Genomic DNA, 24143 nt, shown 5'->3' on the forward strand with positions numbered 1-24143 from the left:
AACCCGCCCAGGGCCTGTTAACCATAAAAAGCCTCGCACAGGCTCTAAGCGCCGGCCTGCTCGTCGAGCAGTTCGGCCGCCAGTTCCACCAGCACGTCCGGGTCCACCGGCTTGGACAGCCAGCCGCAGACGCCCAGGTCGCGCGCCGCCATCTTGCTGTCCACGTCGTCCTCGGTGGTCAGCACCAGCACCGGCACGTCCTGGTAGCGATCGTCCTCGCGCAGGCCCTTGATGAGGCCCAGGCCGCCCAGCACGGGCATGTTCCAGTCGCTCACCACCAGGTCCACCGGCTGGCGCTTGGCCAGATCCAGCGCTTCCTGGCCGTTGCCGGCCGTCACCACCGTCCATCCCGCGCCCGTCAGCGTCGCCTGGACGATCATGCGCATCGTCGCCGAGTCATCCGCCACCAGTATCGTTGCCGCCATTGCTATCGAACCCCTTCGGCGGGCGGGTTGCTCTGCGCCGCGCCTGGTTTGGTTGCCGTCGTGGCGCGGACGGCGGCCTGGGCCGCCTCCACCGCCGTTCCCACCTCGCGGGCGTCGCGAGCGGTGATTTCCGCTGCCGCGGCGTTCTCGCTTTCGATGCGCCGCTGGGTGCTCTGATTGAGCACCACGAGGCTGATACGCCTATTAACGGCGGCATACGGATCATCTTTAACCAGGCTCATGCTGGACGACAGCCCCTGGATGCGCATGACCTTGCTTTCGTTCATGCCGCCGGCCACCAGCTCCTGGCGCGAGGCGTTGGCGCGGTCGGCCGACAGCTCCCAGTTGCTGTAGGCGCGCTCGCCGCGGGCGTACTGCGCCGCGTCGGTATGGCCCGAGATGCTGACCTTGTTGGGCAGCTCGTTCAGAACCGGCCCCAATTCGCGCAGGATGTCGCGCATATAGGGCTGCACCTCGGCGCGCCCGGTGGCGAACATGGGACGGTTCTGGTTGTCGATGATCTGGATGCGCAGGCCTTCGGTGGTCAGGTCGATCAGCACCTGCGGCCGGAAGGTCTGCAGCACCGGGCTGGTTTCGATCAGGTTCTCGAGGCGCTTCTTGAGGTTTTCCAGGCGGTGCTGCTCGCGGCGCTCGGCATCGCCCATGGGCTGGGACTCGACCCGGTTGCCCTGGCCGCGGCGCACGTCGCCGTCGCTGCGTAGCGGGTCCTGCCCGCCGCCCGGCACGGCGCTGGTCTCGGCCGAACTGCTGGGCCCGCCCGTGATCGCCACGCGCAGCGGCATGCGGAAGTACTCCGCGATGCCCTTCAGCTCTTCGCGCGGGACCACGCTGATCAGCCACATCACCAGGAAGAACGCCATCATCGCCGTGATGAAGTCGGCGTATGCGATCTTCCAGCTGCCGCCGTGGTGCCCGCCGCCCTTGCTCTTCTTGCGGCGGATCACCACACGGTGGTTGTTTACCGTGCTCATGGACGGCTCCGTCAGGCGCGGCCGGTCGTCGCCGACTTGGCCTGCCGCACGTGCTCTTCCAGCTCACCGAAGGTCGGGCGCACAGCCGAGAACAGCACCTTGCGGCCGAATTCCACGGCCAGCTGCGGCGGATAGCCGTTCATGCTGGCCAGCAGCGTGGTCTTGATGCACTCCAGCACCTTGGTGGCCTCGTCGCTGCGGCGCTCGATGCGCGAGGCCAGCGGCCCGACGAAACCATAGGCCAGCAGAATGCCCAGGAACGTGCCCACCATGGCCTTGGAGATCAGGTCGCCCAGGATGGCTGGCGGCTGGTCCACGGCGGCCAGCGCCTTGATCACGCCCAGCACCGCGGCCACGATGCCGAAGGCCGGCAGGCCGTCGGCCATCTGGTGCAGCGCCCGCGCCGGCACTTCGCGCTCGTGGCGGTAGGTCTCGATTTCCTCGTCCATGAGGGTCTCGATCTCGAACGAGCTCATGTTGCCGCTGATCATGATGCGCAGGTAGTCCGTGATGAACTCCATGAGCTTCGCGTCCTTGGCGATGCGGGGATACTCGCTGAAAATCGGACTGGATTCGGGGTCCTCGATATGCGATTCGATCGCCATCAGGCCCTCGCGGCGCGCCTTGTTCAGCAGCACGTACAGCAGCGCCATCAGCTCCATGTACACGTCCTTGCCGTAGCGCGAACTCTTGAGCGCGTCGGGCAGCGCCGACTTCACCAGCGCCAGCGACTTCTTGCTGTTGCTGGCCAGGAACGCCCCGAACGCCGCGCCGAAGATGAGCGTCAGCTCGAAGGGCTGGTAGAGCGCGCCCAGGTGGCCGCCCAGCGCGATGAAGCTGCCGACGACCGACACGGCCACCACAAGAAAACCGATAACAATCAACACATCAGGCCCCTGCCAACGTAGTCTAAAACCGGCGTCAATGATCCCCTGTTCCCCCCGCTCCAAAAACGTGGGTTACGGGGGGTTTTCCAGGGCTTTTGACGTATTTGGAAACAGCCCGCCGGGCCGCCTTCAGGACTGCGCGGCGTCCGCCGCGGGCGCGCAACGGGCGCCGGCGCGCGCCCGGGCCGCGGCGCGCGTCTTGCCGGCGCGGGGCGGCGGCCGGCAGATCGCGCACACGAAATCCGACTGCGGATCGTGGGCATGGGCAATGAAATGGCCGCCGCACTGGCGGCAGGCCGACAGCTGCAGCATGCCGCCATCGAAAAACCGCACCAGCATCCAGGCGCGGGTAAAGCTGAGCACGGGCTCGGCGGCCTCGGCGTTGTCCAGGCCGGCGTTCTCCAGATACAGCCGGTAGGCGTCGATGATGGCGCGTATGCCCTTGCTGCTGGTGCGCGTATTCAGGAAGGAATACACGTTGTAGAACAGCGACGAATGGATGTTCGGCAGCCAGGTCATGAACCAGTCCACCGAGAACGGCAGCATGCCCTTGGGCGGCGAGCAGCCGCGGATCTCGCGATACAACCGGGCCAGGCGGTCGTGGCTGAGGCTGGTTTCAGCCTCCAGCACCTGCAGCCGGGCTCCCAGGGTGATCATGGAACTGGCAAGCAGGATGTCGTCCGCTTCCTGGGATACGCTCTTGGAGGCCATTACAATATTTCCGGATCGCGGCAGGCCGTCAGGCCAGTTCTTCGACAGGCTGCTTGGCCAGCAGGATCGTGGCGTGCGCCTGTTGCAGCGCACCACCCAGCACGTCGTGGGTCAGCGCCGACAGCAGGCTGTAGTCATCGAACCGGAAACGGCACAGCAGCGAGCTGGAACTGGCCAGCTTGACCAGCTGGGCCGGCGACAGCCGCATCAGGATATCGGCCACCTCGTTGCTGAAACCGAGGCGAAACATCGACGCCGCATAGTCGTCGCGCAGCATGCGCTGAGCTAGTAACAAATATGACAAATTGACTTCGCGAATGTCTGCCAGCAATGAATTTTCGACTTGTTGCACGCCCAAACTCCTAGTTCCGATCCCGCCCGCGCGGACTTAGATACGCAAATTTCCAGCAATCGCCGTTGCCGCAGGCCCAAATCAGGCCTGCTTTAATGCGAAATGTATCATTTGTTCGCAATTTAAGTAAAATTTACCACAGGTATTGTCATTTTCTATGACTTTTATGACAAATCTTTGTTGATATTGCGCAACTTGCCGATTTCGATACACCTTGACATAAAACTTTTTCACAAAATTTACCTCAATCACGCAAACAAGCGTTCAAAACGCGGCGTTCTTCGGGGAATGAAACCGTTTCCAGTGCCCACAATGGCACCTTGCCGACCACTCAATCGGCTCGCTTTCGCTTCCCGCGCGTTTGTCGACAATGTCGTATCTCGGCAACAGTCAGCGACGCGCCACGATAGATTCCGTCCGACATTCCGCAATGCCCCACGCAGATGACAGCCTGGTCGACTATGCCCCGCTAGTGCGGAAGCTGGCCCTGCAATTGCTCGCCAGACTGCCGGCCAGCGTCGAGCTCGACGACCTGATACAGGCCGGCATGATCGGCCTGCTCGACGCCGTGCGGCGTTACCAGGAAACCGCCGACGCCCAGTTCGAGACCTACGCCACCACCCGCATCCGCGGCGCCATGCTCGACGAGCTGCGCGGCCAGGACTGGCTGCCCCGCAGCGTGCGCGCCAAGGCCCGCAAGATCGAACAGGCCATCCAGCAGCTGGAGCAGCGCCTGATGCGCGCCCCCAGCGAAGCCGAAATCGCGCAACAACTCGACATCGGCCTGGGTGAATATCAGACGCTGTTGCATGACGCCCAGGGCGTGCAGATCGTCCACTATGAAGACTTCGCCGCCGACTCCGACACAGGCGGCGGCCTGGCCGACTGGTCCTCGGCGCTCGCCCACGGCTCGGCCGACGGCAATCCGCTGGACTCCCTCTTGGCCGGCGACTTCCGCCAGGCCCTGATCCACGCCATCGACGCCCTGCCCGAGCGCGAAAAACTGTTGCTGTCGCTCTGTTACGAGCAAGGCCTGAACCTCAAGGAAATCGGCGCCATCATGAACGTGACCGAAGCGCGCGTCTGCCAGCTGCGCTCCCAGGCCACGGCCCGCATCCGCGCCAAACTCAAGGAACAGGCCTGGCAGGAACTGCCGCAGGAAGGGCAAATCGCGCAGGTGATTTGAGGCTGCGCAGGCCGCCCTCTCGCAGTCTTCTCTATATAGGGGTAGCGGACGGCGTAATCGGCGCCCTCTTCTCCCCCCGCAACAACAAGAATTTCGACTTTCGCAAAAATTTCCCTAAAGATCGATTTTGGCCTGCCGTAATCCTGGCAACGGAGAGATTCCTAGACACCCGTCGACGAACTTTCCCGTTAACACCGATGGGCGGCCTTGCTGCCCAGTTTGAAGAAGCCTTTCTCTCTTGGGAGCCTCAACATGGCAGTCATCAATACCAACTATCTGTCGATGGTTGCGCAGAACAACCTGAACAAGTCGCAATCGTCGCTGGGCACCGCCATCGAGCGCCTGTCCTCCGGCCTGCGCATCAACAGCGCCAAGGACGACGCCGCCGGCCAAGCCATCGCCAACCGCTTCACCGCCAACGTCAACGGCCTGACGCAAGCCGCCCGCAACGCCAACGACGGTATCTCGATCGCCCAGACGACCGAAGGCGCCCTGAACGAAATCAACAACAACCTGCAGCGCATCCGTCAACTGACGGTGCAGGCCGCCAACGGCACCAACTCGGATACCGACCTGGAATCGATCCAGGCCGAAATCACCCAACGCCTGGGCGAAATCGACCGCGTGTCGCAACAGACCCAATTCAACGGCATTAATGTCCTGGCCAAGGACCAATCGTTGACGATCCAGGTCGGCGCCAACGACAGCGAAACGATCAGCATCGATCTGAGCAAGATCGACAAGACCACGCTGGGCCTCGACAAGCTGGACGTGAACAAGATCGCGCACAGCGTGAAGGCTGGTAACTTCACCGTCGGTGGAACCAAGGCTGCGGCGAACGCCACGTTCGATATCGATATCAGCGCAATCACGGGCGCCGCATCGGCTGCCGCGAAGAACGGCACGGTGGTTCAATCGGGCAGCACCTATTACCTCAAGTCCACGGACAACAAGTACTATCAATTGTCGGCTCCGGCGGTTGCTTCCACCGGCGCGGCAACTGTTACCGCGACCGCTTCGGCTACCGCTCTGACCGCGGGCGCCGTTTCCACCGCCGGCCTGGCCCCGCTGGCCGACATCGACACCGCCCTGCAACGCGTCGACACGCTGCGCAGCGACCTGGGTGCCGTGCAGAACCGCTTCGAATCGACGGTTGCCAACCTGAACAACACGGTCAACAACCTGTCCGCCGCCCGTTCGCGTATTGAAGACGCCGACTACGCGACTGAAGTGTCGAACATGACCAAGGCCCAGATCCTGCAACAGGCTGGCACCTCGGTCCTGGCCCAGGCCAACCAAGTGCCACAGACGGTGCTGTCGCTGCTGCGCTAATACGCTTCCGAAGCCAGGCAGGTCTTCGGACCTGCCGACGCCTCTTCGAAAGGCCCGGGAATCCATATTCTCGGGCCTTTTTTCCGTCCAAACCGGAAAAGGCCATGTTTTATTGAGCTGATTCACTCATTGCTTTCACGACTCGCAAAGTACTCTGCACGACACTCGCAGGTCTTTAGGCACATCGCATGGTCAAGCCCACTTTTCGTCGCCCCCCTCCTTCTCCCAGCCAGCCCGGCGTACCCTCGCTACAGGCGGCGCTGGCCAGAACCCAGCGCCGCCCGGACGACGCAAAGGCCTGGCGCGATCTGGGACAACGATATTTGCTAGAGGCCAACGCGCTCGAGGCCCGGGAGGCTTTGACCAAGGCAACCGGCCTGAACGCCGAAGATGCCATGTCTTGGACGCTGCTGGGGCAGGCCTGCGCCCAACTGGCCGACCACACATCGGCGCTGCAGTACTTCTCCCAAGCGCTGGAATACGACGAAAACAGCACAGCCGCCCTCTACGGCCTGGTCGAAAGCAATTTCAGCCTGGGAAAGCACGAGCCGACGCTGGCCTATGCTGAAAAACTGCTGACGCTGCAACCCAGGCACATCGGGGGGTTGCTGCGGCAATCGCAATCGCTCTTCAAACTTCATCGTTTCGACGAAGCGCTGCATGTAGCACAGTGGCTGGTGGAAAACGATGCGCGCAATCGCAGTCTTCATCTAAATGAGCTGGGCAATATGTGGCGCGACCTGGCGGAGCTCGAGAACGCCCAGGCCAGTTATGCGCAAGCAGCCAAGCTTACCGATACGGACCCGGTCCCTCTATCCAATCGAATCACCATGGCGCATTATCTTCCGCATTCAACGCCGGAAGAGATATTGGCTTTATGCCAGGAGTGGGGACAAAAGTTCGCCCCACGTACAAAGACGCCGCGACAGCAAGCCACCGACCGGACGCCGGGCCGCCCATTGCGGATCGGCATGGTATCCGACGGGTTTCGCCGACACCCTGTCGGCTACATGATCACACCGGCCCTTGAAAGCATAGGAACGTGGGGGATCAAACTGTTCTTTTACACGAGCAGCAACGTCGTCGATTCGATCACTCAACAGCTGATGCGGATCGCGACGAAATGGACTGACATCGCTCGCCTTTCGGACACCGAACTGGCGGACTCCATCAGAAACGACTCCATCGACATCCTGATCGACCTTTCCGGCCACAACGCCGGAACCAGGATGCGCACCATCGCCATGGAACCCGCGCCGGTCATCGTGAAATGGGTGGGCGGTCTGATCAATACCACCGGCGTTGAATCGATCGACTATCTGATCAGCGATGGCGTCGAGTCCCCACCGGGCAGCGACGCGTTTTACACGGAAAAACTCATCCGCATGCCGGATGACTATATCTGTTACCAGCCGCCGTCGCACATGCCCGAAGTGGGTCCGCTACCCGCGGCGACGAACGGCTACGTCACCTTCGGATGCTTCAACAATCCCACAAAGGTCAATGAGGTCTTGCTGGCCGAATGGGCCAGGCTTCTGCTTGCGGTTCCCGATTCAAGGCTGTTTCTCAAGGGAACGGCCTTCGGCTTCGAAACCATGCAGCAACGCGTCGTCCGCATCATGGCCACGCACGGCATCGACGCGTCCCGCATCCGCTTCGAAGGCCATTCGAATCACGTCAAGTTGCTGGAAAGCTATAACGAGATCGATATCGCCCTGGACCCCTGGCCCTATTCGGGCGGCTTGACGACCTGCGAAGCAATGATGATGGGTGTGCCCGTGATCACGCTTCCTGGGCCGACTTTCGCCGGACGGCATTCGGCCACGCATCTGGTCAATGCCGGAATGCCCGAACTGGTGACGCAGGATTGGGATGAATATATCGCTCGCGCCAAAGGCCTGGCGGGCGACTTGCAAAGCCTGTCCATCATTCGCAGCCATCTGCGGCGGATTCTGCTGGACTCTCCGGTTTGCAATAGCGCCAAGTACGCCGGACACCTGGCCGATGCCTTGCGCGCCATCTGGCAACGATACTGCGAAGGCAAGACGCCCGCGGCCCTTGGCTTTACGGAGCAAGGCCTGCCGCAGTTTGAAGGTGATGCGGCGCCTACGCTGGTCTCACACCCAGATGTCTCCGCTGACGACAGTCCGAACGCAGAGTGCTTCGCTTTCTCCTTCGAAGGAAAAATCGTCGTTCTCGACCACGGGGCGGCACTGTCCGGCCATCCGCATTTCGCACGAATGGCGGATCTCGGCGCTTTCTCCACGATTGTTATTGATCCGGCGAGCAAACTGACCAGTGCTGCCGAGTTGCAGTCCCAAGGACATTTGCAGCACTATCATGGCCACTACGCGCTTGGGTCGGGAAGCAGCGCCGATCTGTACGTCTGCCTGGACGCCGAACGGTCCGGCACACTGCCCCCGCTTTCCCCTGAACGGCAACCGGCATTTGCGCGGCAACCCAGCAACGTGATCGCGAAGCTGACCCTGCCCTGCACACGGCTGGACGATGTCGATGGGCTCGCCAGAGTCGATTGGCTGTGGCTTGACGATGCCAACGACAACCTCGGCATTTTGCAAGGCGCCTCCAGATTGCTGGATTCCGTGCTTATCCTGCAAGTGGGCATACGTTTTGTGGAAACCTACGAGCGGCAGCCCAGGCTGCACGAGGTCGAAGCCATGTTGAAGCCGTACGGCTTCCGGCTTCTGCGCCTGAATAACCTGCGCCACCACAACTACCTGCCAGTATCGGAGGGGAATTCCACCATCGATGGAGCACAGTTGCTGTCGGCCGATGCAGTGTTCGTGCCCGACGAATCCAGGCTGGACAAGCTGGATACGAATCAGCATCTGAAACTCGCATTCCTGCTGCACACCATCTATCAAACCACGGACCTCGCACACGAAGTTCTTGGCCGGGTTGACGCAGCGGAGGCACAGCGCTATCTGGCATCCCATCAAGCGCTTGAATGCCTGCAGTTGGCCGCGCAGCCGGCGCAGCTGACTCCGCCCGCCGCCTACGCCATCCATAAACAGCATGTGCCCTTGAACGGCCCCGTACGCAAAGGCGCTCATCCCCCGAGCGCGGACGATATCACCCGGTTGGCCGCTACGATTTCGGCAACGCCGCATATGGAGCCCGAAGGACGAGCGTTGCTGGCAGAACGATTGGGCAAGAGCAAGATCTTCCTGGAATACGGTTCCGGCGGCAGCTCGGTCATGGCTGCCCAGTCGAATATCCAGAAAATCTACTCGATAGACTCCGACGAAACCTATCTGCGCGCGGTCCAGGCGCGTATTGGGCAGTTGGGTGGCGACCTCGAAAAGTATCTGCCGATTTACGCGGATATAGGCCCGACCGGAGACTGGGGATGGCCCAAGGACTACGGCAGCGCGGCGCTCTGGCCCGCCTACGCCAACGAACCTTGGAACGTGATGGAGAAGCAAGGCGCCAGCCCCGATCTCGTCCTGGTCGATGGCCGGTTCCGGGTTGCATGCTTCCTGATTTCGGCGCTGCTGGCCGATGAAGGCTGCGTCATCCTGTTCGACGATTATTTCGACCGTCCCGGCTATCACGTCGTTGAAAAATATTTGAAACCGGTACGTGCTGCCGGACGGATGGCCGAATTCGTCGTTCCTGCGATCAAACCCCACGGACTGGTTCAGGAGTTGCTTCGATACTGCACCAAGCCCGATTGAACGCGGACCAGCAAGGTCCGCCGATCAGGCCAAAAAGGGGGCGCGGCATGCGCCCCCTTTCTCATGCACCTCGCGTGGTGCTGCATGCGAATCCCGATCGATAACGCCCATGCCGCGTCCATAAGGTGATTTTGGCCGTCAATTCCCTGGTTCGCCGCCGACTCTGGTGCCGCATAATTTCGATCGCACCATTTGTATCTAGATTTTTCACGCCATGACCACCTCGCCTCGCGATCCACACACACCGCAACCCGGCAGTACCGCGGCCCCGGATCAGGCACCAGAAGACGAGCAGACCCGCCGGCTGCGGGAAGAAAACCGCGCCCTGCGCGAACTGCTGGCTGCGCAAGTGCAGGCCACGCTGCCTCCACGCAAACCCAAGCTGCTACGACGGCTCGGCTGGGGGCTGATCTCCGCGCCGGGCGCAATGCTGGTGGGCTGGCGCAAGCTGCTGGGCCGTGACGAGGCGCGCCCCATCACCGGCAAGCGCGTGGGCTACGCGACGTTGACCGTGCTCTATACGCTGGCGATCTACGGCGCGCTGGTGTTGCTGGTGGTGTCGTGGAGTTCGCCCAACACGCCGTCATCCGGTGCCGCGGAGGCCGGTCCGCAGCGGGTGCCGCTGATCCCCCCCGAACCCGTGTTGCCGGAACCTCTGCCGCTCACGGCTGCGCCAGAGGCGATAGTCGAACCGGAGACGCATACTGCAACGCCAGCGCAACCGGCAGCACCGGCGCCAGAGCCGCCGTCATCCACCACGCCGGAACCGGCCGCAAAGCCGCACACCCCTCCCACGCCGGAACCTGCGGCGAACGCGCCGACGGGACCGCGTTCTACCCTGCGCATCACCGAAATCCCGGCGCAGAATCCTCGGGCCTGGCTTGATGCGCTCAGAGGCGAGCTTGCGCGTTGCGCGCAGTTGGGATTTTTTGAGCGCCCCGACTGTGCCTGGGCGGCCCGCAAGCAGTTCTGTGAGCCGCATCGGGCCTGGGGTACGGTGAAGGAATGTCCGAGCCGGCCTTGAATGGGTTATAGGCAGCACCCGCAGCGGCCGTGCACAGCCAAGGGAATCCGTCCGAATCCTCGTCGGGTCGGGGCCGTTGCCCAGGTATTTGCCGCCACACTCGAATAGTTTGGATTGAGGATCCGAGCTTCCAGGAGATATGTATGGTGCGCAACACACCCCCTCATGCTACTCACAACGTTCTGCCGGACCTCGGTTTCAGAGACGCCAAGGTTCCGTCCGCCGAGGCGGCTCTCGCTCATAGGCTGAACGTCGACATCACGAGCGAAATCATTGATTCGCTCCGTGACGAACTTGCCACGCTTCATGAGGCTGGAGCCATCGACGCGGTAGCAATGCGGCAATTTGAGGCCATCAACAAGCCCCAGCAAGCCAACCCCTGACACCACTTCAAAAACAAACGCCGGCCCCCAAATCAGGAACCGGCGCTCGTTATCAGCAACATCGGCGGCGAACCGCCGCCTGCTTACTTCTTCTTCATCGGCGGCAAGTCCGTGCAGACGCCTTCGGCGACTTCGGCGGCCATGCCCACGGATTCGCCCAGGGTGGGGTGCGGGTGGATGGTCTTGGCGATGTCGACGACGTCGGCGCCCATTTCGACGGCCAGGGCCAGTTCGCTGATGAGGTCGCCGGCGTGGGTGCCGACGATGCCGCCGCCCAGGATGCGGTGGGTTTCAGCGTCGAAGATGAGCTTGGTGAAGCCTTCGTCGCGGCCGTTGGCGATGGCGCGGCCGGAGGCGGCCCAGGGGAAGACGCCCTTCTCGATCTTGACGCCCTGCTTCTTGGCTTCGTCTTCGGTCAGGCCGACCCAGGCCACTTCCGGATCGGTGTAGGCCACCGACGGAATGACGCGGGCGTCGAAGAAGGACTTCTGGCCGGCGGCGGCCTCGGCCGCGACGTGGCCTTCGTGCACGGCCTTGTGGGCAAGCATGGGCTGGCCGACGATGTCGCCGATGGCGTAGATGTGCGGCACGTTGGTGCGCATCTGGCGGTCGACTTCGATGAAGCCGCGGTCGGTCACGGCGATGCCGGCCTTGTCGGCGCCGATCTTCTTGCCGTTGGGGCTGCGGCCCACGGCCTGGAGCACCAGGTCGTAGCGCTGCGGCTCCTTGGGCGCGCCCTCGCCTTCGAAGCTGACGTAGATGCCGTCCTTTTTGGCTTCGGCGCCGACGGTCTTGGTCTTCAACATGATGTTGTCGAAGCGGCCGGCGTTCTTCTTCTGCCAGACCTTGACCAGGTCGCGGTCGGCGCCCTGCATCAGGCCGTCGAGCATTTCGACCACGTCCAGGCGCGCGCCCAGCGTGGAGTACACGGTGCCCATTTCCAGGCCGATGATGCCGCCGCCGATGATCAGCATCTTCTTGGGGATTTCACGCAGCAGCAAGGCGCCGGTGGAATCGACGATGCGGTCGTCCTGGGGCAGGAACGGCAGTTTCACCGACTGGCTGCCGGCGGCGATGATGGCCTGCTTGAAGCGCAGGGTCTGGGTCTTGCCGTCGGCGGCCTTGACCGTCAGGTGGTTGGGGTCGGCGAATTCGCCCACGCCGTGCACCACGGTGACCTTGCGGGCCTTGGCCATGCCGGCCAGGCCGCCGGTCAGCTTGGCGACCACGCTGTCCTTGTAGCCGCGCAGCTTGTCCAGGTCGATCTTGGGCTCGCCGAAGCTGATGCCGTGGGCGGCCAGCTCGCGCGCTTCGTCGATGATGGCGGCGTTGTGCAGCAGCGCCTTGGACGGGATGCAGCCCACGTTCAGGCAGACGCCGCCCAGGGTGTCGTAGCGTTCCACCAGGACCACGGACAGGCCCAGGTCGGCGGCGCGGAAGGCGGCGGAGTAGCCGCCGGGGCCGGCGCCCAGCACCAGCATGTCGTATTCGCCGTCGGCCGAGCCCTTGAAGCTGGCCGCGGCGGGTGCGGCGGCAGCCGCAGCAGGCGCCGCCTTGGGCGCCTCGGCGGCCTTGGGGCTTTCCTGCTTCGGAGCTTGCTTGGCGGCCGGCGCGGCGGCGGCGTCAGCGGCCTCCACTTCCAGCACCACCGTGCCTTCGGCGACCTTGTCGCCGACCTTGACGTTGACGGACTTGACCACGCCGCCCTGCGAGGCCGGGATTTCCATCGAGGCCTTGTCGGATTCGACGGTGATCAGGCTTTGCTCGGCCTTGATGGTATCGCCCACGGCGACCAGCACTTCGATGACTTCGACTTCCTTGAAGTCGCCGATGTCCGGCACTTTGATTTGAACGGTATTGCTCATGAGGCTCCCCGTTTACAGCGCGATGCGGCGGAAGTCGGCCAGCAAGGCGCCCAGATAGGCGTTGAAGCGGGCGGCCGCGGCGCCGTCGATGACGCGGTGGTCATAGGACAGCGACAGCGGCACGATCAGGCGCGGCACGAACTGCTTGCCGTCCCAGACCGGCTTGTGCGAGGAGCGCGACACGCCCAGGATGGCCACTTCGGGCGCGTTGATGATGGGCGTGAACGAGGTGCCGCCGATGCCGCCCAAAGACGAGATCGAGAAGCAGCCGCCCTGCATTTCCGCGGGGGAAATCTTGCCTTCGCGGGCCTTCTTGGACAGCTCGGTCATCTCCTGGGCGATCTGCAGGATGCCCTTCTTGTCGGCGTCGCGGATCACCGGCACCACCAGCCCGTTGGGCGTGTCGGCGGCGAAGCCGATGTGGTAGTACTGCTTGAGCACCAGGTTGTCGCCGTCGAGCGAGGCGTTGAACTCGGGGAACTTCTTCAGGGCCGCTACCACGGCCTTGATCAGGAAGGCCAGCATCGTGACCTTGATGCCCGCTTTTTCGTTTTCCTTGTTCAGCGTGACGCGCAGCGCTTCCAGGTCGGTGATGTCCGCTTCGTCGTTGTTGGTGACGTGCGGGATCATGACCCAGTTGCGGTGCAGGTTGGCGCCCGAGATCTTCTTGATGCGCGACAGCGGCTTGGCTTCGATCGGGCCGAACTTGGTGAAGTCGACCTTGGGCCAGGGCAGCAGGCCCAGCGCGGCGCCGTCGGCCGAGCCGCCCGCGGCGGCCGCGGTGGCGCCGGAGGCCAGCGCCTGCTTGACGAAGGCGCGCACGTCGTCGGCGGTGATGCGGTCCTTGGGACCGGTGCCCTTGACCTTGCTGAGATTCACGCCCAGTTCGCGGGCGAACTTGCGCACCGACGGCGAGGCGTGCGGTAGCTGGCCCGGCTTGAGGTTGGCGTCTTCGAGCGCGGCGGTGGGGGCCGGACGCTGGGCGGGAGCCGGGGCGGCGGCCGCCGGCGCGGGCGCGGCTTCAGCCTTGGCGGCAGGCGCCGGCGCGGCTTCGGCCTTGGCGGCCGGGGCGGCGGCGGCGGGCGCGGCGCCCTCCACCACGGCCACGACCGAGCCCTTGGCGACCTTGTCGCCGACCTTGACCTTCACTTCCTTGACCACCCCGCCCTGCGAGGCCGGGATTTCCATCGAGGCCTTGTCGGACTCGACCGTGATCAGGCTTTGCTCGGGCTTGATGGTGTCGCCGACCTGGACCATGACTTCGATGACTTCGACTTCCTTGAAGTCGCCGATGTCGGGCACCTGGATCTCGACCGGGCCGCTGGCGGCGGCCGGCGCGGCGGCTTCGGCCTTGGCCGCGGGCGCGGCGGCGGGCTGGGATTCGGCCTTGGGCGCTTCCTGCTTCGGGGCTTCCTTGGCGGCCGGCGCGGCGGCGCCGTCGGCGGCCTCCACTTCCAGCACCACCGTGCCTTCGGCGACCTTGTCGCCGACCTTGACGTTGATGGACTTCACCACTCCGCCCTGCGAGGCCGGGATCTCCATCGAGGCCTTGTCGGATTCGACGGTGATCAGGCTTTGTTCGGCCTTGATCGTATCGCCCACCGCAACCAGGACCTCGATAACTTCCACTTCCTTGAAGTCGCCGATGTCGGGAACCTTGATTTGCACGATATCGCTCATGTCTTTTTACCCTCAGGCGTATTGCGGGTTGGCTTTGTTCGGGTTGATGCCGTACTTCTTGATGGCTTCGGCCACCTTGGCGACGGGCACCTTGCCTTCATCGGCCAGCGCGCGCAGCGCGGCCAGGACGACGAAGTGGCGATCCACTTCGAAGTGCTCGCGCAGCTTGTAGCGGAAGTCCGAACGGCCGAAACCGTCGGTGCCCAGCACCTTGTACTCGCGGCCCTTGGGGATGAAGGGGCGGATCTGGTCGGCGTACAGCTTCATGTAGTCGGTCGACGCGATGATCGGGCCTTCCGTGCCGGCCAGCTGTTCGGTGACGTAGGCGACCTGCGGCTTCTTGTCCTCGGGGTGCAGCATGTTGTGGCGCTCGGCGTCCAGGCCGTAGCGGCGCAGCTCGGTGAAGCTGGTGACGCTCCAGACGTCGGAGGCCACGCCCCAGTCGGCTTCCAGCAGCTGCTGCGCTTCCAGCACTTCGCGCAGGATCGTGCCCGAGCCCATCAGCTGCACGCGGTTCTTGCCCTTGCCGTGCGACTTCAGCTTGTACATGCCGCGGATGATGCCTTCCTCGTCGCCCTTGGTCAGACCGGGCTGCGGGTAGTTTTCGTTCATCACCGTCAGGTAGTAGTACACGTTCTCCTGGTCTTCCACCATGCGCTTCAAGCCATGCTGGATGATCACGGCCAGTTCGTGGCCGAAGGTCGGGTCGTACGAGACGCAGTTGGGGATGGTCGAGGCCAGGATGTGGCTGTGGCCGTCTTCGTGCTGCAGGCCTTCGCCGTTGAGCGTGGTGCGCCCGGCGGTGCCGCCCAGCAGGAAGCCGCGCGCCTGCATGTCGCCGGCCGCCCAGGCCAGGTCGCCGATGCGCTGGAACCCGAACATCGAGTAGTAGATGAAGAACGGGATCATGATGCGGTTGTTCGAGGAGTACGACGTGGCCGCCGCGATCCACGAGCTCATGGCGCCCGCTTCGTTGATGCCTTCCTGCAGGAGCTGGCCGTCGGCCGCTTCCTTGTAGTACATGACCTGGTCCTTGTCGACCGGGGTGTACTTCTGGCCTTCCGGCGCGTAGATGCCGATCTGGCGGAACAGGCCTTCCATGCCGAAGGTGCGCGATTCGTCGGCCAGGATGGGCACGACGCGCGGACCGAGTTCCTTGTCGCGCAGGATCTGGTTCAGGATGCGCACGAAAGCCTGGGTGGTGGAGATTTCGCGGCCTTCCGCGGTGGGCTCCAGCACGGCCTTGAAGGCGTCCAGCGCCGGGGCCTTGAGCTGCTCGTCGGCCTTCTGGCGGCGGTGCGGCAGGTAGCCGCCCAGCGCGGCGCGGCGCTCGTGCAGGTACTTCATTTCGGGGGAATCGTCGGCCGGCTTGAAGTACGGCAGATCGGCCAGCTTGTCATCCGGGATGGGGATGGCGAAGCGGTCGCGGAATTCGCGGATGGAATCCAGCTCCAGCTTCTTCTGCTGGTGGGTCGGGTTCTTGGCCTGGCCGACGTGGCCCATGCCGTAGCCCTTGATGGTCTTGGCCAGGATCACGGTGGGCTGGCCTTCGTGCTTGGTGGCCGCGTCGAAGGCCGCGAACACCTTGTGCGGGTCATGGCCGCCGCGGTTCAGGCGCCAGATGTCCTCGTCGCTCATGCGCGACACGGCTTCCAGCAGCTTGGGGTGCTTGCCGAAGAAGTTCTCGCGCACGAACTTGCCGTCGTTGGCCTTGTACGCCTGGTACTCGCCGTCCACGGTGTCTTCCATGATCTGGCGCAGGATGCCTTCCTTGTCGTGGGCCAGCAGCGGATCCCAGTAGCCGCCCCAGATCAGCTTGATCACGTTCCAGCCCGAACCGCGGAAGTCGCCTTCCAGTTCCTGGATGATCTTGCCGTTGCCGCGCACCGGGCCGTCCAGGCGCTGCAGGTTGCAGTTGATCACGAAGATCAGGTTGTCGAGCTTTTCGCGCGCGGCCAGGGCGATGGCGCCCAGCGACTCGGGTTCGTCCATTTCGCCGTCGCCGCAGAACACCCAGACCTTGCGCTTGCTGGTGTCGGCGATGCCGCGGGCGTGCAGGTACTTCAGGAAGCGCGCCTGGTAGATGGCCATCAGCGGGCCCAGGCCCATCGACACCGTCGGGAACTGCCAGAAGTCCGGCATCAGCTTGGGGTGCGGGTACGAGGACAGGCCCTTGCCGTCGACTTCCTGGCGGAAGTGGTTGAGCTGGTCTTCGGTCAGGCGGCCTTCGAGGTAGGCGCGGCCGTACATGCCGGGCGAGGTGTGGCCCTGGAAGTAGACCAGGTCGCCGCCGTGGTTTTCGTCCTCGGCGTGCCAGAAGTGGTTCTGGCCGCAGCCGATCATGGTGGCCAGCGAGGCGAAGGAGGCGATGTGGCCGCCCAGGTCGCCGCCGTCGGGCGGGTTGTGCTTGTTGGCCTTGACCACCATGGCCATGGCGTTCCAGCGCACGTACGAACGGATGCGGGCTTCCAGCTCCAGGTTGCCCGGATGCGCCGGCTCCAGGCCGGGCGGGATGGTGTTGACGTAGGCGGTGTTGGGCGAGAACGGGATGTGGGCGCCGGAACGGCGCGCCTCATCGATCAGGCGTTCGAGCAGGTAGTGGGCGCGCTGCGGTCCTTCGCGGTCGAGGACTGCCGCCAGGGCTTCGAGCCACTCCTGGGTTTCTAGGGTGTCTTCGTCGTTGGCGGCCTGCACGGCGCCAGCCTGGGCGAAAGAGGACATCGTGTGTCTCCTGTTGGGTTCGTTCGTGACCACACCCGCTTCTTGTCTGCTCGCGGACATGCCATGGTAGCCGGGATCATCCGGGCTACCATGTCATGCATGGGTCGGGGTGTACAGAGAGCTGCCAGGGGCCCGGTCAGGGGTTCCCTATCAGCCGGCATTCTAAGAAGGAAGGATAACCGGTCGCAAGGAAAATTTCATGTTGCGGTACGGCATTTCATAATATGGAAAGTTGACCGGAAACTGAACGCCATCTTTTCATCCCTTTGGATATGTCCTCCAAAAGGAGGTGTCGATTCCCGGCAATTCACCGCCAATAGGCACTAAAATGCCCGGTCTATCTGGCCCGAATTCCATGTCCAGCGCGCCCAAGTCCAATATACCCACGCCGTTCCACGACCACGCCCGCACGCGCCGACGCGGGGTGTACTGGGTCACGCCCGCCATGGTGCTGATCCTCTATATCTGCGTGATGGCGGTGTTCTTCTGGTTGCAGCGCATCCACGACGACAGCGTCATGTTCGTGACGATCGACCAGGAAATGCGCCAGCAGCGCCTGATCTGGGTGGTGCTGGCGCTGTCCTGCGTGATCGTCATCAGCCTGCTGATGCTGTGGCGCTATACGCGCTTTCGCTCGTCGGCCGAGGCCGCGCTGATCGCGGAAACCGGTTTTCGCCGGGCCATGGAAAACTCCATGTCCACCGGCATGCGCGTGCTCGACATGGAAGGCCGCATCGCCTATGTCAATCCGGCCTTCTGCCGCATGATCGGCTGGAACGAGGCCGACCTGATCGGCCGCAGCCCGCCCTTCCCCTACTGGGTGCCGGGCCGCCACGAGCAGCACCAGCACACGCTGGACGTGCTGATGTCGGGCAAGACGCCCAGCAGCGGCCTGGAAGTCGAGGCCCAGCGCCGCGACGGCTCGCGCTTCACCGCCCGCATGTACGTCTCGCCGCTGCTCGACCCCAACGGCAACCAGATCGGCTGGATGACCTCCATGACCGACATCACCGAACCCAAGCGCATCCGTGAGGCGCTGACCGCCGCGCATGAACGCTTCATGACGGTGCTGGAAGGCCTGGACGACGCCATCTCGGTCACCGCCGACACCCACGACGGCCTGGAGCTGCTGTTCGCCAACCGCACCTACCGCCGCGTCTTCGGCGCCCAGACCGGCGGCCACGACGAGCTGCTGGCCGGCCGCCGCGGCCGCTTCACCGACGAGTCGGTCGAAGTCTTCGCGCCTTCGGTGCAGCGCTGGTTCGAGGTGCACCACCGCATGCTGGCCTGGACCGACGGGCGCCGCGTGCGCATGCAGGTGGCGCGCGACATCACCGAGCGCCGCGTCCACGAGGAAGCCTCGCGCGTGCAGCAGGAGAAGATCCAGCTCACCAGCCGCCTGACCACCATGGGCGAAATGGCCTCCTCGCTGGCGCACGAACTGAACCAGCCGCTGACCGCCATCGCCAACTACAGCATGGGCGCGGTGGCCCTGGTCAAGGCCGGCCACACCAGCCCCAATATGCTGCTGCCGGCGCTGGAAAAGGCCGCCTCGCAGGCCGAGCGCGCCGGCAAGATCATCAGCCGCATCCGCGAATTCGTGAAGCGCAGCGAGCCGCGCCGCCAGCGCGTGGCCATCGGCCGCATCGTCGACAACGCCATCGGCTTCGCCGAGATCGACGCGCGCAAGCGCCGCATCCGCATCGACAGCTTCGTGCCGTCGAACGCGCCGGACGTGCTGGCCGACCCCATCCTGATCGAGCAGGTGCTGCTGAACCTGCTGAAGAACGGGCTGGAGGCCATGGAAAAGAGCGAATCCGACGAGCTCAAGGTCGCCGTGATCCTGCACGACCAGCATATCGAAGTGGCCGTGGTCGACCGCGGCCACGGCCTGGCCGAGCCCGAGCGCCTGTTCGAACCCTTCTTCAGCACCAAGACCCAGGGCCTGGGCATGGGGCTGAATATCTGCCGTACCATTATCGAATCGCACCACGGCCGCCTGTGGGCAGACCCCAACCCCGCCGGCGGCACCATCTTCCGCTTTACCCTGCCCTGCGCTGCGACCCAGACGCAGGCCCAGAACGATCAGTCCGAGGAGTTGCACGCATGAACACGCCCCCCCTGTCGAGCACGGTATTCATTGTCGACGACGACGAAGCGGTACGCGATTCGCTGCGCTGGCTATTGGAGGCCAATGGCTACCGCGTTCGCGCCTACGCCAGCGGCGAATCGTTCCTGGAAGACTACGACGCCAGCCAGGTCGGCGTGCTGATCGCCGACGTGCGCATGCCCGGCATGAGCGGCCTTGAACTGCAGGAACAGCTGATCGCCCGCAATGCGCCGCTGCCCATCGTCTTCATCACCGGCCACGGCGACGTGCCCATGGCCGTGTCCACCATGAAGAAAGGCGCGGTCGACTTCCTGGAAAAGCCGTTCAACGAATCCGATCTGCGCGAAATCGTGGCGCGCATGCTGGAGCAGGCGACGCAGCGCGTCAGCAAGCACCAGGCCCAGAAGGACCACGAAGCCATGCTGGCGCGCCTTACCGCGCGCGAGCAACAGGTGCTGGAGCGCATCGTCGCCGGCCGCTTGAACAAGCAGATCGCCGACGACCTGGGCATCAGCATCAAGACCGTCGAGGCGCACCGCGCCAACATCATGGAAAAACTTGAAGTGACCACTGTTGCAGATTTGATGAAAGTGGCCTTGGCCAAACCCGAGGCTCATGCATGACAGCCAGGATTATTGACGGCGCCGCCCTGTCGCAGCGCATCCGCGAAGAAGTCGCCCAACGCGTCGCCGCCCTGGCCGCCAAGGGCACCCGCCCCGGCCTGGCCGTGGTGCTGGTGGGCGAAGACCCCGCCTCCCAGGTCTACGTGCGCAACAAGGTCGCCGCCTGCGAAAAGGCCGGCCTGCATTCCGTGAAAGAGCAGTATCCCGCCGACATGACCGAGGCCGAACTGCTGGCCCGCATCGGCGAACTGAACCGCGATCCGTCCATCCACGGCATCCTGGTGCAGCTGCCGCTGCCCAAGCACATGGACTCGCACAAGGTCATCGAGGCCATCGCGGCCGAGAAGGACGTGGACGGCTTCCACATCAGCAACGCCGGCCTGCTCATGACCGGCCAGCCGCTGTTCCGCCCCTGCACGCCCTACGGCGTGATGAAGATGCTGGAATCCGAAGGCGTGGCGCTGCGCGGCGCCGAGGCCGTGATCGTCGGCGCCAGCAACATTGTCGGCAAGCCGATGGCCATGCTGCTGTTGCAGGCGGGCGCCACCATCACCATCTGCAACTCCAAGACGCGCGACCTGGCGGCGCAGACCCGCCGCGCCGACGTGCTGGTGGTCGCCACCGGCAAGCCCGGCATGATCGACGGCTCGATGATCAAGCCCGGCGCCGTCGTCATCGACGTGGGCATCAACCGCGGCGCCGACGGCAAGCTCTGCGGCGACGTGGACTTCGCTTCCGCCAAGGAAGTGGCCGGCGCCATCACGCCGGTGCCGGGCGGCGTGGGCCCCATGACCATCGCGATGCTGCTGGTCAATACCGTCGAGGCGGCGGAACGGGCCGCGGCCTGACGGCCGGCGCGCCGGCGGCCGCCCTGGCCGCGGCGCCGGTCCTGCGATCTGCCCTTGCGTTCGGGCAGATCGCCCTCACCTGATTCTCATGCCCTTGCCGGCGCCCGGGCGCCGTTCACCCCTTTCCAGCCTGTAACACCATGACCCAGAATCCCCTGCTCGCCCCAGTCTCCGACCTCGTCGATTACGCGGCCGTCAAGCCCGCGCACATCGTGCCGGCCGTCGAGCAGCTGCTGGGCATCGCCCGCCAGGCCGTGGACGCGGCCGCCGACCCGCAACTGGCGCCGACCTGGGAAGCCGTGGTCGAGCCGCTGGACACCGCCTCGGAACGCCTGTGGCGCGCCTGGTCGGTGGCCGGCCACCTGAACGCCGTGGTCAATACGCCGGAGCTGCGCGAGGCCTACAACGCCGCCCTGCCCCTGGTCACCGAATTCTCCACCTGGGTCGGCCTGCACGAAGGCCTGTACAAGCAATACCAGCGCCTGGCCGCCGCCCCCGATTTCGCGTCCTGGACGCCGGTGCGCCGCCGCATCGTCGAGATGGCGCTGCGCGACTTCCGCCTCAGCGGCGTGGAACTGCAGGGCGCCGACCGGGAACGCTACGCCGCCATTTCCGACCGCGAGGCCCAGGCTTCGCAGAAGTTCTCCGAGAACGTGCTGGACGCGATCGACGCCTGGTCGCTGCTGGTCGAGGACGAATCGCGCCTGGCCGGCATCCCCGCCGACGTGCGGGCCGCGGCCCGCGCCGCCGCCCAGGAAGACGGCAAGCCGGGCTGGAAGCTGACGCTGAAAATGCCCTGCTACCTGCCCGTGATGCAGTACGCGCAGGACCGCTCGCTGCGCGAGGCGCTGTACCGCGGCTACGGCACGGTGGCCTCCGAACAGGGCGACGCGCGCTACGACAATTCCCCGCTGATCGAAGAACTGCTGGCGCTGCGCGCCGAAGAGTCCGGCCTGCTGGGCCTGGGCACGTTCGCGGCGCTGCGCCTGCAGACCCGCATGGCGCGCGACGCGCGCGAAGTCACCGTGTTCCTGCGCGACCTGGCCGCGCGCGCCAAGCCGTTCGCCGAACGCGACCTGGCCGAACTCAAGGCCTACGCCAGCGCCGAACTGGGCCTGGACGAACTGCAGCCCTGGGACGTGCCCTTTGCCTCGGAACGCCTGCGCGAGTCGCGCTACGCCTATTCCGAGGACGAGGTGAAGCAGTATTTCACCGAACCGCGCGTGCTGGCCGGCCTGTTCGAGGTCATCGAAACGCTTTTCGACGTGCGCCTGCAGGAAACCCCGGTCTCGTCCTGGCATGCCGACGTGCGCGGCGTGCGCGTGGAAAGCCCGGATGGCAAGCTCATCGGCCATCTGTACCTGGACCTGTACGCGCGCGCCGGCAAGCAAAGCGGCGCCTGGGTCGACAGCGAGCGCACCCGCCGGGTCGTGGCCGGCCGCCTGCAGACGCCCATCGCCTACCTGACCTGCAATTTCTCGCGCCCCAACGGCGACAAGGCCGCGGTCCTGACCCACGACGACGTCATCACGCTGTTCCATGAAACCGGCCACGCGCTGCATGCCCTGCTGTCCGAGGTCGACGAGCCGGGCGCGGCCGCTTTCGCCAGCGTGGAATGGGACGCCATCGAACTGCCTTCGCAGTTCATGGAGAACTTCTGCTGGGAATGGGCCGTGGTGCAGAAGCTGTCTGCCCACGTCGACACCGGCGAGCCGCTGCCGCGCGCGCTCTACGACCGCCTGGTCGCCGCCCGCAACTACCAGAGCGGCATGCAGACGGTGCGCCAGATCGAGTTCGCCCTGTTCGACATGCTGATGCACGACCGCGCCACCGGCGCCTCGATCGCCGAGGTGATGGATCTGCTGCAGGAAGTGCGCAAGGAAGTGGCGGTGCTGTTCCCGCCGGCCTGGCACCGGTTCCCGCATGCCTTCTCGCACCTGTTCGCCGGCGGCTACGGCGCCGGCTACTACAGCTACAAGTGGGCCGAGGTGCTGTCGGCCGACGCCTACGAGGCCTTCGAGGAAGCCGCCGCCCTGCAGGCCGGCAACGCGCTGGGCACGCTGGACCCCGCCACCGGCGCGCGCTTCCGGCGCGAGGTGCTGGCGGTGGGCGGCTCGCGCCCGGCGGCGGAATCCTTCGCCGCCTTCCGCGGACGCGCCCCGCGCATCGACGCGCTGCTGCGCCACAGCGGCATGACGCCGGCCTGACCCCACGACGCCTGACGGCCCGCCGCGCGCGGGCCGTTTGTATTTTGCGGTCACGGCTTGCGGGTAGAATCCAGAGGTTTACCCTGCAACCGGCCTTTGGACTCATGCGACACCTCATTTCCGGCCGCGCCTGGCGTGGCCTGCTGCTGGCTTTCTGCGTATTCCTTGCCGCCTGCGGCGAAAGAAACGTCGACTGGACCCTCTACAACGTCAAGGGCCACCTGCCCGACCTGAAATTCTCGCTGTCCGGCGCGGGCGGCAAAACGGTCAGCAGCGACGACCTCAAGGGCAAGACCGTGCTGCTGTTTTTCGGCTACGCCAGCTGCCCCGACATCTGCCCCACCACCATGGCGCAACTGACGGCCGTGCTGCAGAACCTGGGCGACGAGGCCAAGGACGTGCGCATCCTGTTCGTCAGCGTGGACCCGCACCGCGACACGCCCGACATCCTGCAGGCCTACGTCAACGCCTTCAACAGCAACGCCATCGGCGTGACCGGCGACGAAAAGCAGATCGCCGACCTGGCGCGCCGCTACCGCGTGGCCTACCAGATCGAAAAGCCGCGCCCGGGCGACGACGCCGACATGTACGAGGTCACCCACAGCCGTGGCGTGTACATCTTCGACAAGGACGGCAAGGCCCGCCTGCTGGCCTCGGACACCGACAGCGTCGAGGCGCTGACCAAGGATGTGCGCCAGCTGATCGAGCTGACTTCCTGAGCCGGCGCGCGCCGCATACTTGTTGTTACAGCCGGCGCGACCCGGGCATGGGTATCATCTGTGCACACTGCCCCCTTTTACTCTAGCCAAGGAGTACGCGCATGAGCATCATCATCATGATCATCGTCGGGTTCATCGTGGGCCTGATCGCCCGCGCCATCATGCCCGGAGACCAGAACATGGGGATCATCATGACCACGATTCTGGGTATCATCGGCGCCGTCGTCGCCGGCTTCCTCGGGCAATCGCTGGGCTGGTACGCCCCCGGCGAACCGGCCGGCTGGATCGGATCGGTCGTCGGCGCGATCATCGTGCTGTTCGTGGTGGGCCTGATCGCCAAGAAACGGGCTTGACGGTATGAATGTATGAAAAACGGGGCT

Annotated in this window: 19 protein-coding genes; 11 read left to right on the top strand and 8 right to left on the bottom strand. The window is 64.6% G+C overall.

The annotated features are described in order from the left end of the window. Positions 1 to 44 precede the first annotated feature (44 nt). The 5 genes from AC1M14_RS15140 to flhD form a co-directional block, all read right to left on the bottom strand. Complete coding sequence (locus AC1M14_RS15140; protein ID WP_102770888.1) at positions 45 to 425, bottom strand: response regulator; 381 nt, start codon at positions 423 to 425, stop codon at positions 45 to 47. 2 nt (positions 426 to 427) lie between these two features. After that, positions 428 to 1417 (bottom strand): flagellar motor protein MotB, encoded by a 990-nt coding sequence (gene motB / locus AC1M14_RS15145; RefSeq protein WP_102770887.1) that lies wholly within the window; start codon positions 1415 to 1417, stop codon positions 428 to 430. Positions 1418 to 1428: 11 nt separating this feature from the next. Further along, on the bottom strand, positions 1429 to 2304 hold the full coding sequence (gene motA / locus AC1M14_RS15150) for a flagellar motor stator protein MotA (protein ID WP_102770886.1): 876 nt from the start codon (positions 2302 to 2304) through the stop codon (positions 1429 to 1431). A gap of 129 nt (positions 2305 to 2433) precedes the next feature. After that, entirely contained in the window at positions 2434 to 3015 is a 582-nt protein-coding gene (gene flhC, locus AC1M14_RS15155) for a flagellar transcriptional regulator FlhC (RefSeq protein ID WP_111825297.1), read from the bottom strand. A 28-nt stretch (positions 3016 to 3043) separates the two neighbouring features. Beyond that, positions 3044 to 3367 (bottom strand): flagellar transcriptional regulator FlhD, encoded by a 324-nt coding sequence (flhD, locus tag AC1M14_RS15160; RefSeq protein WP_006219025.1) that lies wholly within the window; start codon positions 3365 to 3367, stop codon positions 3044 to 3046. 430 nt (positions 3368 to 3797) lie between these two features. On the opposite strand from flhD, the gene AC1M14_RS15165 reads away from it, so the two are divergent. The 5 genes from AC1M14_RS15165 to AC1M14_RS15185 all read left to right on the top strand — a co-directional run bounded on the left by AC1M14_RS15165 (position 3798) and on the right by AC1M14_RS15185 (position 10990). After that, positions 3798 to 4553 carry an RNA polymerase sigma factor FliA gene (locus tag AC1M14_RS15165; RefSeq protein WP_111825298.1) on the top strand — a complete coding sequence of 252 codons (756 nt, stop codon included), beginning with the start codon at positions 3798 to 3800 and terminating at the stop codon, positions 4551 to 4553. Positions 4554 to 4805: 252 nt separating this feature from the next. Continuing rightward, positions 4806 to 5885, top strand: coding sequence for a FliC/FljB family flagellin (locus AC1M14_RS15170; RefSeq protein ID WP_479729920.1), 1080 nt, complete (start codon positions 4806 to 4808; stop codon positions 5883 to 5885). A gap of 188 nt (positions 5886 to 6073) precedes the next feature. Next, positions 6074 to 9583, top strand: a complete 3510-nt coding sequence (locus tag AC1M14_RS15175) for an O-linked N-acetylglucosamine transferase family protein (protein ID WP_479729921.1) — start codon at positions 6074 to 6076, stop codon at positions 9581 to 9583. 214 nt (positions 9584 to 9797) lie between these two features. Continuing rightward, positions 9798 to 10607: a hypothetical protein gene (locus AC1M14_RS15180; RefSeq protein ID WP_479729922.1), complete on the top strand. Its 810-nt coding sequence runs from the start codon at positions 9798 to 9800 to the stop codon at positions 10605 to 10607. A 143-nt stretch (positions 10608 to 10750) separates the two neighbouring features. Further along, positions 10751 to 10990, top strand: coding sequence for a hypothetical protein (locus tag AC1M14_RS15185; protein ID WP_479729923.1), 240 nt, complete (start codon positions 10751 to 10753; stop codon positions 10988 to 10990). Positions 10991 to 11073: 83 nt separating this feature from the next. Here AC1M14_RS15185 and lpdA read toward each other — a convergent pair whose 3' ends face one another. From lpdA to aceE, 3 genes are read right to left on the bottom strand one after another with little or no spacing between them, the layout of a single operon-like run. Continuing rightward, the gene (lpdA, locus tag AC1M14_RS15190) at positions 11074 to 12855 is read right to left on the bottom strand and encodes a dihydrolipoyl dehydrogenase (RefSeq protein WP_102770877.1); all 1782 of its coding nucleotides are present in this window, start codon (positions 12853 to 12855) and stop codon (positions 11074 to 11076) included. A gap of 12 nt (positions 12856 to 12867) precedes the next feature. Continuing rightward, positions 12868 to 14535: a dihydrolipoyllysine-residue acetyltransferase gene (gene aceF / locus AC1M14_RS15195; RefSeq protein ID WP_479729924.1), complete on the bottom strand. Its 1668-nt coding sequence runs from the start codon at positions 14533 to 14535 to the stop codon at positions 12868 to 12870. A 12-nt stretch (positions 14536 to 14547) separates the two neighbouring features. Further along, a complete protein-coding gene (gene aceE / locus AC1M14_RS15200; protein WP_479729925.1) occupies positions 14548 to 17256 on the bottom strand; it encodes a pyruvate dehydrogenase (acetyl-transferring), homodimeric type in 2709 nt (902 codons plus the stop codon). Positions 17257 to 17611: 355 nt separating this feature from the next. Here aceE and AC1M14_RS15205 point away from each other — a divergent pair, with 355 nt between their 5' ends. The 6 genes from AC1M14_RS15205 to AC1M14_RS15230 all read left to right on the top strand — a co-directional run bounded on the left by AC1M14_RS15205 (position 17612) and on the right by AC1M14_RS15230 (position 24116). Then, on the top strand, positions 17612 to 19366 hold the full coding sequence (locus AC1M14_RS15205; protein ID WP_043545732.1) for a PAS domain-containing sensor histidine kinase: 1755 nt from the start codon (positions 17612 to 17614) through the stop codon (positions 19364 to 19366). Next, the gene (locus AC1M14_RS15210; protein ID WP_102770874.1) at positions 19363 to 19989 is read left to right on the top strand and encodes a response regulator transcription factor; all 627 of its coding nucleotides are present in this window, start codon (positions 19363 to 19365) and stop codon (positions 19987 to 19989) included. Before AC1M14_RS15205 ends, AC1M14_RS15210 begins: the two co-directional genes overlap by 4 nt. Beyond that, positions 19986 to 20837: a bifunctional methylenetetrahydrofolate dehydrogenase/methenyltetrahydrofolate cyclohydrolase FolD gene (gene folD / locus AC1M14_RS15215; RefSeq protein ID WP_102770873.1), complete on the top strand. Its 852-nt coding sequence runs from the start codon at positions 19986 to 19988 to the stop codon at positions 20835 to 20837. The genes AC1M14_RS15210 and folD overlap by 4 nt, the downstream gene beginning before the upstream one ends. Before the next feature lie 140 nt (positions 20838 to 20977). Next, positions 20978 to 23044: a M3 family metallopeptidase gene (locus tag AC1M14_RS15220; RefSeq protein WP_479729926.1), complete on the top strand. Its 2067-nt coding sequence runs from the start codon at positions 20978 to 20980 to the stop codon at positions 23042 to 23044. Positions 23045 to 23148: 104 nt separating this feature from the next. Continuing rightward, positions 23149 to 23763 (top strand): SCO family protein, encoded by a 615-nt coding sequence (locus AC1M14_RS15225; protein WP_102770871.1) that lies wholly within the window; start codon positions 23149 to 23151, stop codon positions 23761 to 23763. A gap of 101 nt (positions 23764 to 23864) precedes the next feature. Further along, positions 23865 to 24116: a GlsB/YeaQ/YmgE family stress response membrane protein gene (locus AC1M14_RS15230; RefSeq protein WP_102770870.1), complete on the top strand. Its 252-nt coding sequence runs from the start codon at positions 23865 to 23867 to the stop codon at positions 24114 to 24116. Positions 24117 to 24143 lie beyond the last annotated feature (27 nt).

The sequence above is a fragment of the Achromobacter sp. SX5 genome (assembly GCF_056711425.1).

Coding starts and splice junctions, on each gene's coding strand:
- AC1M14_RS15220 (WP_479729926.1), top strand. CDS start 20,978: ATGACCCAGAATCCCCTGCTCGCCCCAGTCTCCGACCTCGTCGATTAC.
- motB (WP_102770887.1), bottom strand. CDS start 1,417: ATGAGCACGGTAAACAACCACCGTGTGGTGATCCGCCGCAAGAAGAGC.
- AC1M14_RS15230 (WP_102770870.1), top strand. CDS start 23,865: ATGAGCATCATCATCATGATCATCGTCGGGTTCATCGTGGGCCTGATC.
- aceE (WP_479729925.1), bottom strand. CDS start 17,256: ATGTCCTCTTTCGCCCAGGCTGGCGCCGTGCAGGCCGCCAACGACGAA.
- lpdA (WP_102770877.1), bottom strand. CDS start 12,855: ATGAGCAATACCGTTCAAATCAAAGTGCCGGACATCGGCGACTTCAAG.
- AC1M14_RS15165 (WP_111825298.1), top strand. CDS start 3,798: ATGCCCCACGCAGATGACAGCCTGGTCGACTATGCCCCGCTAGTGCGG.
- AC1M14_RS15180 (WP_479729922.1), top strand. CDS start 9,798: ATGACCACCTCGCCTCGCGATCCACACACACCGCAACCCGGCAGTACC.
- AC1M14_RS15225 (WP_102770871.1), top strand. CDS start 23,149: ATGCGACACCTCATTTCCGGCCGCGCCTGGCGTGGCCTGCTGCTGGCT.
- AC1M14_RS15205 (WP_043545732.1), top strand. CDS start 17,612: ATGTCCAGCGCGCCCAAGTCCAATATACCCACGCCGTTCCACGACCAC.
- AC1M14_RS15185 (WP_479729923.1), top strand. CDS start 10,751: ATGGTGCGCAACACACCCCCTCATGCTACTCACAACGTTCTGCCGGAC.
- AC1M14_RS15210 (WP_102770874.1), top strand. CDS start 19,363: ATGAACACGCCCCCCCTGTCGAGCACGGTATTCATTGTCGACGACGAC.
- folD (WP_102770873.1), top strand. CDS start 19,986: ATGACAGCCAGGATTATTGACGGCGCCGCCCTGTCGCAGCGCATCCGC.
- flhC (WP_111825297.1), bottom strand. CDS start 3,015: ATGGCCTCCAAGAGCGTATCCCAGGAAGCGGACGACATCCTGCTTGCC.
- AC1M14_RS15140 (WP_102770888.1), bottom strand. CDS start 425: ATGGCGGCAACGATACTGGTGGCGGATGACTCGGCGACGATGCGCATG.
- AC1M14_RS15175 (WP_479729921.1), top strand. CDS start 6,074: ATGGTCAAGCCCACTTTTCGTCGCCCCCCTCCTTCTCCCAGCCAGCCC.
- aceF (WP_479729924.1), bottom strand. CDS start 14,535: ATGAGCGATATCGTGCAAATCAAGGTTCCCGACATCGGCGACTTCAAG.
- AC1M14_RS15170 (WP_479729920.1), top strand. CDS start 4,806: ATGGCAGTCATCAATACCAACTATCTGTCGATGGTTGCGCAGAACAAC.